Source organism: Nocardioides sp. URHA0020 (genome assembly GCF_000620705.1).
Classification (GTDB): Bacteria; Actinomycetota; Actinomycetes; order Propionibacteriales; family Nocardioidaceae; genus Nocardioides.
Genome location: NZ_KK211166.1, coordinates 363,427 through 375,738, shown reverse-complemented (window position 1 = coordinate 375,738; position 12,312 = coordinate 363,427). Strand labels below are relative to the sequence as shown.

Below are 12,312 nucleotides of genomic sequence, written 5' to 3'. Positions count from 1 at the left end.
GCCACACTAGCCACGTGCAGCCAACCCCCGACCGCGTGCCGATCGTGGCCGTCGTCGGGGCCACGGCCTCCGGCAAGACCAACCTCTCGCTCGACCTCGCCGAGCGCCTCGGCGGCGAGGTGGTCAACACCGACGCCATGCAGGTCTACCGCGGCATGGACGTCGGCACGGCGAAGCTGCCGGTCGCCGAGCGTCGCGGCATCCCGCACCACCTGCTCGACACGCTCGACGTCCGCGACCCGGCCACGGTCGCGCAGTTCCAGGACTGGGCGCGCGCGGCCGTGAGCGAGCTGCGCGCCGCGGGGCGGACGCCGGTGCTCGTCGGCGGCTCCGCCCTCTACACCCGGGCGATCGTGGACCGCTTCGAGTTCCCCGCCACCGACGCGGCCGTCCGGGAGCGGCTGGAGGCCGAGCTCGCCGAGGTCGGCCCGGCCGTCCTCTACGAGCGCCTGCGCACGCTCGACCCGGAGGCCGCCGACCGGATGCTGGTCGAGAACGGCCGCCGTACCGTCCGCGCCCTCGAGGTCATCGAGATCACCGGGCGCCCCTACAGCGCCTCGCTGCCGACCCTGGAGTACGCCGACCCGCACACCGTCCAGATCGGTGTCGACATCGACCGGCCGACCCTGGACGAGCGGATCGAGCGCCGCGTCGACCTGATGTTCGAGCAGGGCTTCGTCGCCGAGGTGGAGCGGCTGCTCGACCAGGGCCTCGCCGAGGGGCGTACGGCGTCCGTCGCCATCGGCTACCGCGACGTCGTGGCGCACCTGCGGGGCGAGCTGAGCCTGGCAGAGGCCCGCCAGCGGACCGTCTACGCGACCCGGCGGTTCGCCCGACGCCAGGACGGCTGGTTCCGCAAGGACCCGCGGATCGTCTGGCTGCGGTACGACGACCCCGCCCTCGCCGACCGGGCCGTCGACGCCGCCCGGCGCGCACTGTCGGCGGCCGGCTCCATCCTGGACGCATGAGCCGCACGATCTTCTACACCGCCACCACGCTGGACGGGTTCCTCGCCGACGACCACCACTCGCTCGACTGGCTGCTGACCCAGCCGATCGACGAGGTCGGTCCGTTCAGCTACGGCGCGTTCATCGCGACCATCGGCGCGATCGCGATGGGTGCGTCGACGTACGAGTGGGTGCTCCGGCACAACGAGACCTCCGGGGACCCGTGGGCCTACGAGGAGCCGAGCTGGGTCTTCACCCACCGCGACCTGCCGCTCGCCGCCGACTCCGTGCAGCTGACGGCGGCGCCCGTCGCCGAGGTGCACGCCGCCATGACCGCTGCGGCCGACGGCCGGGACGTCTGGGTCGTCGGCGGGGGAGATCTGGCCGCCCAGTTCGCCGAGGCCGGCCTGCTCGACGAGGTCGTCGTGTCGATCGCGCCGGTCACCGTGGGCTCGGGCAAGCCGCTCTTCCCGCGCCGCTTCGACCTCGAGCTGCTCGAGGTCGACCGCAACCGGGCCTTCGTCTGCGCGCGCTACCGGGTGGTCGGCCCGCGTTTACCCCCCGACTGAGCGGGCACCGGACAGGGAGCAACCGCTTCTCGGGAGGTTGATCCATGCGTGCCGTCTCTGCCCTCGCAGCCCTGTCCCTGACCGCCACCCTGGTGGGGGTCTCGGCTCCCTCCGAGGCGGCCGCGTCGGCCCGTCCGCGCGCCGCCGAGCCACCCAAGCGCGCGACGGCGTACGGCTCCGGAGGTGCGGTGACCTCCGTCGACCCCTACGCCACGCAGATCGGGCTGCGGGTGCTGCGCGCCGGCGGCAATGCCACGGACGCCGCCGTCGCCACGGCGGCCGCGCTCGGCGTGACCGAGCCGTTCAGCGCCGGCATCGGCGGCGGTGGCTACTTCGTCCACTACTCGGCGAGGACCGGCAAGGTGCAGACGATCGACGGTCGCGAGACCGCGCCGGCCGCGATGCCGCACGACGCGTTCATCGACCCCACCACCGGCAAGCCCTACAACTTCTCGCCGGAGCTGGTCACCAGCGGCGTCTCGGTCGGGGTGCCCGGCACGCTGGCGACCTGGCAGCGCGCGCTCGACCGCTGGGGCACGCGGTCGCTGGGCGCGTCGCTGCGACCGGCCGCCCGGCTCGCCGACCGCGGCTTCGTGGTCGACCAGACCTTCAACAGCCAGGTGGAGCAGAACAAGCAGCGCTTCACCGCGTTCGTGCCGACCAAGCGGCTCTACTGGCGGGGCGGCCACGCCCCGGCGGTGGGCAGCACCTTCCGCAACCCGGACCTGGCGGCGACGTACCGCCTGCTGGCCCGCAAGGGCACGAAGGCCTTCTACCGCGGTGCGATCGCGGGCGAGATCGTGCGGGCCGTCCGCAGGCCACCGAAGACCGCCGACACCACGCTGCCGGTCCCGAGGGGCTACCTGGTCAGGCGCGACCTGAAGCGCTACCGCGCCCTGGACCGCCGACCGACCCGGATCGGCTACCGCGGGCTGGACGTCTACGGGATGGCCCCGTCGTCGTCCGGCGGCTCGACGGTCGGTGAGGCGCTCAACATCCTCGAGCGCTCCGACCTCGCCGGCATGCCGCGCGCCCAGGCCCTGCACCGCTACCTCGAGGCGAGCGCGCTCGCCTTCGCCGACCGGGGTGCGTACGTCGGCGACCCGGCGCAGGTCGACGTACCGCTGCGCGACCTGCTCTCCGACAGGTTCGCCGCGGAGCGGGCCTGCCTGATCAGCCCGACGGCCACGCTGGCGAAGCCGGTGGCGGCCGGCGACATCACGTCGTACGACGGGAGGTGCGCGTCCAGCGGGGCGGCCGGCACGACGGCGAACGACACCGAGAACGTCGAGACCACCAATCTCACCGTCGCCGACCGGTGGGGCAACGTCGTCGAGTACACGCTGACCATCGAGCAGACCGGTGGCTCCGGCATCGTCGTGCCCGGCCGCGGCTTCCTGCTCAACAACGAGCTCACCGACTTCACGGCGACGTACGACCCCGCCGACCCCAACCGGATCGAGCCGCTGAAGCGGCCGCGCTCGTCCATGGCGCCGACGATCGTGCTCCGGCACGGCAGGCCCGCGCTCGCGGTCGGCTCGCCCGGCGGCTCGACGATCATCACGACCGTCCTCCAGGTGCTGGTCAACCGGCTCGACCTCGGCATGACCCTGCCCGAGGCGATCGCCGCGCCGCGGGTGACCCAGCGCAACACCACGACCGACCAGGCCGAGCCGGCGTTCGAGCAGCGCTACGGCGCCGCGCTCGAGGCCCTCGGTCACGACGTGGTGCCCTACCAGGACATCTTCACCGGCACCCAGGAGATCGGCGCGGCCACCGGCATCGAGTTCCGCGGCCGGCGGCTGGTGGTCGCGGCGGAGCCGACGCGTCGCGGTGGCGGCGCGGCCGCGGTGGTGCACCCCAACTGAGGTGCGGCCCGGGCGGGCGCCCCGTACCGTTGAGGGGTGCCGACCGCCGCCTGGACCGAGATCACGACCGTCGACGACCTCGTCGGTCTGCTGGGTGAGCCGCACGCCCGCGCCCGCGACAAGGGGCGTACGGCGCTCCTCGACGTCGACCGCGACTGGCTGGCCGCGACCCCGTTCTGCGTCCTGGCCACCGCGTCCGCGCTCGGCGAGTGCGACGCCTCGCCGAAGGGCGACCCGGCCGGCCGGCTGGTCCACGTCATCGACGAGCACACGATCGCGCTGGCCGAGCGGCCCGGCAACAAGCGGGCCGACGGCTACAAGAACATCCTGCAGAACCCCCACGTGGGGCTGAACTTCTTCATCCCCGGCCGCGGCGACACCCTGCGCATCAACGGTCGGGCCCGGCTCGTCAGCGATGCCCCGTTCTTCGACGAGATGGTTGTCAAGGGCCACCGGCCGGTCCTGGCCGTGGTCGTCGACATCGACGACATCTTCTTCCACTGCGCGAAGGCGTTCCTGCGCTCGGGGCTGTGGAAGCCGGAGACCTGGGACCCCGACGGCACCGTCCCGCGCCGCGCGGTGATCGCCAAGGACGTCGAGCCCAGCGGGATGACGCTGGAGGAGCTCGACGCCTACTACGCCGAGGCCAGCTACGCCCAGGGCCTCTACGGGACCGGCCGTGCCTGAGTACCCCTTCCTCAAGGGCCACGGCACCGAGAACGACTTCGTGCTGCTGCCCGACCACGACGGCACCGTCCACGGCGACCTGCCGGCCGAGCAGATGTCGGCGCGGGTGCGCGCGCTGTGCGACCGGCACGCCGGGATCGGCGGCGACGGGGTGCTGCGCGTCGTCCGCGACGGCGACCGGTGGTTCATGGACTACCGCAACGCCGACGGCTCGCTCTCGGAGATGTGCGGCAACGGGATCCGGGTCTTCGCCCGGCACCTGGTCGAGGAGGGGCTCGCCGACCCCTCGGAGCCGATCCCGATCGGCACCCGCGACGGCGTGAAGACCCTGCTCGTCGACGGTGACCTGATCACCGCCGACCTGGGCGAGCCGACCGTGCTCGGCGAGTCGAAGGTCGCCGTACCCGGTCATGCCTGGGTCGCCCGGCACGTCGACATGGGCAACCCGCACGCCGTCGCGTTCGTCGACGCGCTCGAGGACGCCGGCCACCTGCTCGACGCGCCGGAGCACGACGCGGCGACGTACCCCCACGGCGTCAACGTGGAGTTCGTCGTACGCCGCGGTGACCGGCACGTCGCGATGCGGGTGCACGAGCGCGGCTCGGGGGAGACCCGGTCGTGCGGCACCGGCGCCGGTGCCGTGATGGTGGCCGCGGCCGTCGCGGACGGCGTCGTCGGACCGCCGCCCGAGGACGTCGCCTACCGCGTCGACGTGCCCGGCGGCACCCTCACCGTCACCTGGACCTCGGGCAACCGGATCCTGCTCACCGGCCCCGCGGTGGTCGTGGCCCGGGGGACCACGGACCTGTAACGGGTTCTATGCTCCGAGCCATGGACATCAACGGAGCCAGTGCCATCGTCACGGGAGGCGCGTCCGGCATCGGAGCCGCGGCCGCCCGCCAGCTCGCCGCGAAGGGCGCGATCGTCGTGGTCGCCGACCTGCAGGCCGACAAGGGTGAAGCCCTCGCCCAGGAGATCGGCGGCGTCTTCGCCCGGGTTGACGTGACCGACACCGACCAGATCAAGGCCGCGGTCAACGCGGCCGCCGAGATCGCGCCGCTGCGCGCGGTCGTCAACTCCGCCGGCATCGGGTGGGCGCAGCGCACCATCGGCCGCGACGGCGAGTTCGACTCGGCGGCCGACCTGGCCGCGTTCACCAAGGTGATCGCGATCAACCTGATCGGCACCTTCGACGTGGTCCGCCTCGCCGCGACCGTGATGAGCCGCAACGAGCCCGACGCCGACGGCTGCCGCGGCGCCATCGTCAACCTCGCCAGCGTCGCCGCCTTCGACGGGCAGATCGGCCAGGCGTCGTACTCCGCGTCCAAGGGCGGCGTCGTCGGGATGACCCTCCCGGTCGCCCGTGACCTGTCGGCCTCCGGGATCCGCCTCAACACCGTCGCGCCCGGCCTGATCGACACCCCGATCTACGGCGAGGGCCCGGAGTCCGACGCGTTCAAGGCCAACCTCGGCGCCAACGTGCTCTTCCCCAAGCGCCTCGGCGTCCCGGACGAGCTCGCCAGCATGGTCGTCGAGTGCATCACCAACAGCTACCTGAACGCCGAGGTCATCCGCGTCGACGGCGGCATCCGGATGCCCCCGAAGTAGTCATCTGCCTCGGGTCGTCCGCCTCCGGCATCTCTCTGCACCGGCCTCAGGCGGACGACCCGACTACGCCCGACGACCCATCCGCGCCAGGAGCCTGGTCTGCCGGTCCGCGTCGTCGGCGACCTCGACGGGCTGGCGGAAGACGCCCTCGTCGTACGCGTGCTCCCCGAAGCCGATGAAGGCCTGCTCCATCACGTCCATGTCGGCGTCCGTGAAGGTGGTCGGCCGCCCGTTCGACGAGCCGAGGTCCCAGCCGTGGACGACCAGGTCGAAGCCGTAGAAGGCGTCGAGGGTCGCGCCGATCGTCGTGCGCCCGAAGAAGCCGTCGTACTCGCGGGCGCGGAGGTCGTCGTCGGAGACGACCGGGCGTACGGCGGCCAGGTGCTCCCGCCACACCTCGCCCGGCTCGCCCGACGGGCGAGCGCCCAGGTCGACGTCGTGACCCTCGAGGAACTGCCGCTCGGTGTCGACCACGTGGCCGACGACGTCGGCGGCGGTCCAGTCCTCGCACGGGCTCGGAGCGGACCAGTCGGTGGTCGCCTCCACGGTGGCGGTGAAGCGGTCGGCGGCAGCGAGGTAGAAGTTCATGGCTCCACCGTGCCTCGCGGACACCGGCGGTTCTTGAAAGAATCCGACACATGACGGGACCTGAGGGCGCCGCGCGACCGATCGACCCGACCGAGCGGGCCCACCTGCTCGACGAGACCGGCTACACCCCGCCGATCCACCGCTACGCGCCGAGCCCCGCGCTCGCAGACGTCGTACGCCGCTACTGGATGCCCATCTGGGCCCTTCCCGCCGGCCGGACCTCGGTGCAGCGCGTGCTGCAGTACCCCGTCTGCCTCACCGTGATCTCGGACAGCTACGCGCTGCTCGTCGGTCCGAGCACCGGGCTGTCCACCACCGAGCTCAGCGGCAGCGGCTGGGCCCTCGGCACCATGCTCCAGCCGGCCGCCGGGCTCGCCCTCGTCGGCGGACCGGTCGAGCAGCTCACCGACCGCGCCGTGCCGCTCGCCGACGCCGACCTCGTCGCCCGGGTCCGCGAGGCGATCGGCGACGAGCCCGACGACCCGGATCGCCGGCAGTCGGCGGTCGCGGCGATGGAGGCGTCGCTCGCGACCCTGCTGCCCGTCGACGAGGAGGGCCGGCTGGTCAACGCCATCGTCGAGCACGTCGAGGGCGACGCCGAGGTGCAGCGGGTCGGCCAGGTCTGCGACAAGTTCGCGATCACCGAGCGCACCCTGCAGCGGCTCACCGCCCGCCGCATCGGGCTGTCGCCGAAGTGGCTGATCCAGCGCCGACGCCTCCACGAGGCCGCCGAGCGGCTCGCGGGCAGCGACCGGCCCGACCTCGCGCGGGTGGCGGCCGACCTCGGCTACGCCGACCAGGCCCACTTCGGGCGGGACTTCCGGGCCGTCACCGGCCTCACGCCGGGGGAGTACGCCGCGGAGCGACGCCCTCCGGGCTGAGCTCGATCACCAGGTCGGCCCGCGCGGCCGCGGCCCCGACCAGCGCGGCGTTGGCCTCGTCCACGCGCGCCACCCAGGCCCGCGCCTCCTCCGGCGTCTTGCCGAACTCGACGTGCCGTGCGACCAGCCGCTCACGTCGTACGCCGTCGTCGAGGTGCAGGTGCCACACCACGTCGAGCTGGCGCCGTACGGCGCGCCAGCGCGGCTGGTCGAGCAGCAGGTAGTTGCCCTCGGTCACCACCGGCCCGGCCGGCGGCACCGGCACCGCTCCCGCGATCGGCTGCTCCAGGTCGCGCTCGAACATCGGCGCCACCACGTCGGCCTCGCCGGCGCGGACCCGGCCCAGCAGTGCGGCGTACCCCGGTGCGTCGAAGGTCTCCGGCGCACCCTTGCGATCACGCAGCCCCCGCCGCACGAGCTCCACGTCGGCGTAGTGGAAGCCGTCCATGGGCACCACCGGGAGGCCGAGCAGACGGGCCACCGTGGACTTGCCGACCCCGGGCGCACCGGTGATGCCGAGCAGCCGGAGACCGGGCGTGATCGCGGGGAGGTCCACCCCGTCACGGTAGAGCGAGGTTAAGGGTTCGCTCCGTCTGGGGCGCGAACGTACTCTTGGGGGCGTATGAGCAACGCATCTGACTTCAGCCTCGACTCCGAGCTCGAGGAGACCGCCGACTGGGACGACTCCGACGCCCCGGAGGTCGTCGACGACACCTGGACCGACGAGCCCGATCCCGAGGAGGGCGACGAGCCCACCGTCGGCGCGATGGAGCTCGCCGAGCGGCACCAGCTCCGCCGCGTGGCCGGGCTCCGCACCGAGCTCGAGGACATCACCGAGGTCGAGTACCGCCAGCTCCGGCTCGAGCGGGTGGTCCTCGTCGGCGTCTGGACCGAGGGCACGACCGAGGACGCCGAGAACTCCATGGCCGAGCTCGCGCTGCTGGCCGAGACCGCCGGCTCCGAGGTGCTCGAGGCGATCTACCAGCGCCGGCAGACGCCGGACCCGGCGACGTACGTCGGGCGCGGCAAGGTCGAGGGCATCGCCGAGATCGTCCAGGCGACCGGTGCCGACACCGTCATCTGCGACGGCGAGCTCGCCCCCAGCCAGCTGCGCAACCTCGAGGACAAGCTGAAGGTCAAGGTGGTCGACCGAACCGCGCTGATCCTCGACATCTTCGCCCAGCACGCCCGCTCCGGCGAGGCCCAGGCCCAGACCGAGCTGGCCCAGCTCAACTACATGAAGCAGCGCCTGCGCGGCTGGGGTGGCAACCTCTCCCGCCAGGCCGGTGGCCGCGTCGCCGGCGGTGCCGGCATCGGTGGCCGCGGTCCCGGTGAGACCAAGATCGAGACCGACCGCCGCCGCATCAACACCAAGATTGCCAAGCTGCGCCGCGACCTGCGCGAGATGAAGGGCACCCGCGACACCAAGCGGCAGGAGCGCCAGCGCCACCACATCCCGAGCGTATCGATCGCGGGCTACACCAACGCCGGCAAGTCGACGCTGCTCAACCGGCTCACCGACGCCGGCGTGCTGGTGGAGGACTCGCTCTTCGCGACGCTCGACCCCACGACCCGGCGGACGACGACCTCCGACGGCCGCGTCTACACGATGAGCGACACCGTCGGCTTCGTGCGGCACCTGCCCCACCAGCTGGTCGAGGCGTTCCGCTCGACGCTGGAGGAGGTCGGCCAGTCCGACCTCATCCTCCACGTCGTCGACGGGTCGCACCCCGACCCCGAGGGTCAGATCAGCGCGGTGCGCGAGGTGTTCGCGGAGATCGGCGCCATGTCCGTGCCCGAGCTGATCGTCATCAACAAGGCCGACCAGGCCGACCCGATGGTGTTGGCCCGGTTGCGGCAGCGCGAGACGCACTCGGTGGTCGTCTCCGCCAAGACCGGCGAGGGCATCGCCGAGGCGCTCACGGTGATCGAGGGCGAGCTGCCCCGCCCGAGCGTCGAGTTCCGGGCGCTGCTGCCCTACGAGCGCGGCGACCTGATCAACCGGCTGCACCAGGAGGGCGAGATCGACTCGATGGAGCACACCGGGGACGGCACGATCGTGGTGGGCCGCGCCAACGCCGACCTCGCCGGCGAGCTCGCGGCGTACGCGGCCGGCTGAGCGCGCTCAGCCGGCCCCGCCCAGCCGCTTGAGGTCGGCCAGGATCACGTCCATCTGGTCGACCAGCGAGAGGTGCCCCTCGTCCTCGAAGAGGTGCGCCTGGGCTCCCGGGACGTGCGCGGCCAGCCACTCGCCGTGCGCGTAGGGCACCATCGCGTCCTGCCGGCCCTGCCAGATCGCGACCGGCACCGTGATGTCGGCGAGGTCGAAGCCCCACGGGCTCACCGCGGCGAGCCCGTCGTCGCGGACGCCGATGGCGCCCTGAGCGCCGGCGTGGTTGAAGGTCCGGCTCATCCAGTCGGCGAACTCGGCGGTCAGCACGGCGACGTCCACCGGCGTCACCAGCCCCCCGAAGGCCTCCTCCAGCTCGTCCGGGGTCGCCGCGAGCATCGGGAGCACGTGCTCGACCACGAACGTCTCGTACGCCGCAGGGCCGGCCTCGGCGGCGTGGTACTCCTCGTGGTTCTCCTCGGCCATGCCGTTGAACCAGTCCAGGCCCTCGGCGCCGTACGGCGCCACGCCCGCCAGCGACGCCGCGGCTCGGCAGCGCCCCGGCAGCAGGGCCGCGCAGGCCAGCGCGCGCGGACCGCCGCCGGACCAGCCGAGCGTCACGAACTGATCGATGCCCAGGTGGTCGAGCACGATCTCGGACTCGACCACGTCGTCGGCGTACCGCCCGGGCGCGGGCCGGGGCGTGGAGGCGCCGTACCCCGGCCGCGAGATCGTCACCAGCCGCAGCCCGAGCGACCGGGCGGCGTCGTCGAAGGGCTGGTACGCCGCAGCGGCCGACGGTGAGCCGCCGTGGAAGAGGAGGCCGACCCCGTCGGGGTCACCGCCCACCAGGGTCTCGATCGTGCGGCCGTCGGGTCCCGGGACGTGGAGGAGATCGCTCATCCGGACAGAACATCACGATTCGGTTGCGCGACCGCGCTTTCTTCGCCATTCGGCAACGTCGGCGACCTCATGTCGCCCAGGCTGGTGGCACAGCACTCGGGAGACGTGGAAATGAACTGGTCGGTACGACGTCCGTGGTGGGTCGCGGCGTTCGTGGTGGTGATGGTGGCGGCGTTGTCCGTCACCCTGGGCGTGCGCGCCCAGAGCGCCGACGCCAGCCGGTGCCAGCGGTTCGCCGCCGACTCCCTGGCCCGCGCCGCGAGCCCGTCCGGCCCCGGCCGGCGCGTCGTCGTCATCGGGGACTCCTGGTCCGCCGGACTCGGTCTGACCCGCCCCGCCCGGTCCTGGCCGTCGCAGTTGCCCGGCTCGGTGCACGTCGCCGGCTTCTCCGGCTCCGGCTTCAGCGTCCACGCCAGCCACTGTGACCGCGTCGACTTCGCGCGGCGCGCGCCCGACGCCGTGCGTGGCGGTGCCGACCTCGTGGTGGTCGAGGGCGGTCTCAACGACTACGACCAGCCGGACTCCTCGATCCGTGCCGGCTTCGCCCGCCTGATGCAGCAGCTGCAGGGCTACCGCGTGGTCGTGGTCGGCCCGGCCACGGCGCCGGCGCGCGCCCGCGCCGTCCCGCACGTCGACGCGATCCTCTCGTCCTTGTCGCGCCAGTACGACGTCCCGTACGTCGACACCAGCGGTCTGGACCTGACCTACCTCGCCGACGACCTGCACCTCACCCGCGCCGGCCACGTCGAGTTCGGCCGGTACGTCGCGGACCGGCTCGCTGCCCTCGGTGGGCTGGAGGCTCGGCGCTAGCACCGGTCCCGCAGGTCCGCTGTGGGTGCCCGTGGGAGGATCCCCGCGTGCGTCATTCCCTGGCGGGCCGGGCCGAGAGCCCGATGCAGGCCCGGATCCTCGCCCAGCTCCGCGACGAGGGAGCGCTGTCCAAGGCTGAGCTCGCCGACCGTCTCGAGGTCTCCCGCACGACGATCTCGGCCGAGGTCGCCCGCCTGGCCGAGCTGGGCCTGGCCCAGGAGGTGGGTCCCGCGGCCTCGCGGGGTGGCCGTCGCTCGACGCTGGTCGACCTATCGCCCGACATCAGGTTCGTCGGGATCTCGATCGGCGCGACCGGCATGTCCGTCGGGGTGACCGACGGCCGCCTCACCGTGCTGGCGACCCGCAACCGGGCGAGCGACATCCGTCAGGGGCCCGAGGTCGTCCTCGCGGCCGCCCTGGAGCTGGTGCGCGAGGTGCTCGCCGAGGTCGGCGTCGAGCAGGTGATGGGAGCCGGCATCGGCGTGCCCGGCCCCGTCGACTTCCACCGTGGCATCTCGGTCTCGCCGCCGATCATGCCGGGCTGGGACGGCTACCCGGTCCGCGACGCGGTGTCCCGCGAGCTCGGCTGTCCGGTGCTGCTCGACAACGACGTCAACGTGCTCGCGATCGGCGAGCAGCACGCGGGCGTGGCCAAGGGCGCCCAGGACTTCCTCTTCGTCAAGATCGGCACCGGCATCGGCTGCGGGATCGTCATCGACGGCGAGCTCTACCGCGGCGTCAACGGCTGCGCCGGCGACATCGGCCACATCCGGGTCGAGGACTTCGGACCGACCTGTGCCTGCGGCAACACCGGGTGCCTCGAGGCCTTCTCCGGCGGCGCCGCCCTCGCCCGCGACGCGACAAGCGCGGCGCGCAGCGGTCGCTCGCCGGCCCTGGCGGCGCTCCTGGCGGAGAAGGGGGAGCTCTCGGCCGCCGACGTCGGGCTGGCCGTCTCCCAGGGCGATGCGCAGGCGGTCCAGCTGATCCGGGAGAGCGGCCGGCACGTGGGCCAGGTGCTGGCCGGCCTGGTGTCGTTCTTCAACCCCGCCCTGATCGTCATCGGCGGCCGGGTCACCGGCCTGGGCCACGCCCTGCTCGCCGAGATCCGCGGGGTCACCTACCGGCGCTCGCTGCCGCTGGCGACCGGCAACCTCCCGATCGTGCTCAGCGAGCTGGGCGACGAGGGTGGCGTCATCGGCGCCGCGCGGATGATCAGCGCGTCCGTCTACGCCGCGTAGAGCCCCACACCGCTCACTTTCGCAAGTCACTTTGCAAAGTTTGTGCACGAGTTGGCGTTGTTTCAGCCGAAAGCCTTGCAATCGGTGATGTGCGCGCCCTAGT

At 73.0% G+C, this 12,312-nt stretch carries 13 protein-coding genes; 10 read left to right on the top strand and 3 right to left on the bottom strand.

Annotated features, from left to right (window positions below):
• Positions 1–14: 14 nt before the first annotated feature.
• From miaA to N542_RS0106205, 6 genes are read left to right on the top strand one after another with little or no spacing between them, the layout of a single operon-like run.
• Positions 15–968 carry a tRNA (adenosine(37)-N6)-dimethylallyltransferase MiaA gene (miaA, locus tag N542_RS0106230; RefSeq protein ID WP_028643188.1) on the top strand — a complete coding sequence of 318 codons (954 nt, stop codon included), beginning with the start codon at positions 15–17 and terminating at the stop codon, positions 966–968.
• Positions 965–1,516 (top strand): dihydrofolate reductase family protein, encoded by a 552-nt coding sequence (locus N542_RS0106225; RefSeq protein WP_028643187.1) that lies wholly within the window; start codon positions 965–967, stop codon positions 1,514–1,516. Before miaA ends, N542_RS0106225 begins: the two co-directional genes overlap by 4 nt.
• A 44-nt stretch (positions 1,517–1,560) precedes the next feature.
• Positions 1,561–3,384: a gamma-glutamyltransferase gene (ggt, locus tag N542_RS0106220; protein WP_028643186.1), complete on the top strand. Its 1,824-nt coding sequence runs from the start codon at positions 1,561–1,563 to the stop codon at positions 3,382–3,384.
• A gap of 36 nt (positions 3,385–3,420) precedes the next feature.
• A complete protein-coding gene (locus N542_RS0106215) occupies positions 3,421–4,071 on the top strand; it encodes an MSMEG_1061 family FMN-dependent PPOX-type flavoprotein (RefSeq protein WP_028643185.1) in 651 nt (216 codons plus the stop codon).
• Positions 4,064–4,882, top strand: coding sequence for a diaminopimelate epimerase (gene dapF, locus N542_RS0106210; RefSeq protein ID WP_028643184.1), 819 nt, complete (start codon positions 4,064–4,066; stop codon positions 4,880–4,882). Before N542_RS0106215 ends, dapF begins: the two co-directional genes overlap by 8 nt.
• Before the next feature lie 20 nt (positions 4,883–4,902).
• Positions 4,903–5,679, top strand: a complete 777-nt coding sequence (locus N542_RS0106205; protein WP_028643183.1) for an SDR family NAD(P)-dependent oxidoreductase — start codon at positions 4,903–4,905, stop codon at positions 5,677–5,679.
• A 63-nt stretch (positions 5,680–5,742) separates the two neighbouring features.
• On the opposite strand, the gene N542_RS0106200 is transcribed toward N542_RS0106205, so the two are convergent.
• A complete protein-coding gene (locus tag N542_RS0106200; RefSeq protein WP_028643182.1) occupies positions 5,743–6,267 on the bottom strand; it encodes a maleylpyruvate isomerase family mycothiol-dependent enzyme in 525 nt (174 codons plus the stop codon).
• 50 nt (positions 6,268–6,317) lie between these two features.
• Here N542_RS0106200 and N542_RS0106195 point away from each other — a divergent pair, with 50 nt between their 5' ends.
• Complete coding sequence (locus N542_RS0106195; RefSeq protein WP_028643181.1) at positions 6,318–7,148, top strand: AraC family transcriptional regulator; 831 nt, start codon at positions 6,318–6,320, stop codon at positions 7,146–7,148.
• Here N542_RS0106195 and N542_RS23650 read toward each other — a convergent pair.
• On the bottom strand, positions 7,105–7,704 hold the full coding sequence (locus tag N542_RS23650) for a nucleoside/nucleotide kinase family protein (RefSeq protein ID WP_036506576.1): 600 nt from the start codon (positions 7,702–7,704) through the stop codon (positions 7,105–7,107). The genes N542_RS0106195 and N542_RS23650 overlap by 44 nt on opposite strands.
• A gap of 66 nt (positions 7,705–7,770) precedes the next feature.
• Here N542_RS23650 and hflX point away from each other — a divergent pair, with 66 nt between their 5' ends.
• A complete protein-coding gene (gene hflX / locus N542_RS0106185; protein WP_028643180.1) occupies positions 7,771–9,267 on the top strand; it encodes a GTPase HflX in 1,497 nt (498 codons plus the stop codon).
• A 6-nt stretch (positions 9,268–9,273) separates the two neighbouring features.
• On the opposite strand, the gene N542_RS23645 is transcribed toward hflX, so the two are convergent.
• Positions 9,274–10,161 (bottom strand): alpha/beta fold hydrolase, encoded by an 888-nt coding sequence (locus N542_RS23645; protein WP_036506574.1) that lies wholly within the window; start codon positions 10,159–10,161, stop codon positions 9,274–9,276.
• Positions 10,162–10,272: 111 nt separating this feature from the next.
• Between N542_RS23645 and N542_RS0106175 the strand changes: the two genes are divergently transcribed.
• Complete coding sequence (locus tag N542_RS0106175; RefSeq protein WP_028643179.1) at positions 10,273–10,971, top strand: SGNH/GDSL hydrolase family protein; 699 nt, start codon at positions 10,273–10,275, stop codon at positions 10,969–10,971.
• A 47-nt stretch (positions 10,972–11,018) separates the two neighbouring features.
• A complete protein-coding gene (locus tag N542_RS0106170) occupies positions 11,019–12,209 on the top strand; it encodes an ROK family transcriptional regulator (protein WP_028643178.1) in 1,191 nt (396 codons plus the stop codon).
• Positions 12,210–12,312 lie beyond the last annotated feature (103 nt).

Bases quoted from the DNA above. Each gene is read 5' to 3' on its own strand.
- N542_RS0106225 (WP_028643187.1), top strand. From the start codon at position 965: ATGAGCCGCACGATCTTCTACACCGCCACCACGCTGGACGGGTTCCTC.
- ggt (WP_028643186.1), top strand. From the start codon at position 1,561: ATGCGTGCCGTCTCTGCCCTCGCAGCCCTGTCCCTGACCGCCACCCTG.
- N542_RS0106205 (WP_028643183.1), top strand. From the start codon at position 4,903: ATGGACATCAACGGAGCCAGTGCCATCGTCACGGGAGGCGCGTCCGGC.
- N542_RS0106200 (WP_028643182.1), bottom strand. From the start codon at position 6,267: ATGAACTTCTACCTCGCTGCCGCCGACCGCTTCACCGCCACCGTGGAG.
- N542_RS0106195 (WP_028643181.1), top strand. From the start codon at position 6,318: ATGACGGGACCTGAGGGCGCCGCGCGACCGATCGACCCGACCGAGCGG.
- hflX (WP_028643180.1), top strand. From the start codon at position 7,771: ATGAGCAACGCATCTGACTTCAGCCTCGACTCCGAGCTCGAGGAGACC.
- N542_RS23645 (WP_036506574.1), bottom strand. From the start codon at position 10,161: ATGAGCGATCTCCTCCACGTCCCGGGACCCGACGGCCGCACGATCGAG.
- N542_RS0106175 (WP_028643179.1), top strand. From the start codon at position 10,273: ATGAACTGGTCGGTACGACGTCCGTGGTGGGTCGCGGCGTTCGTGGTG.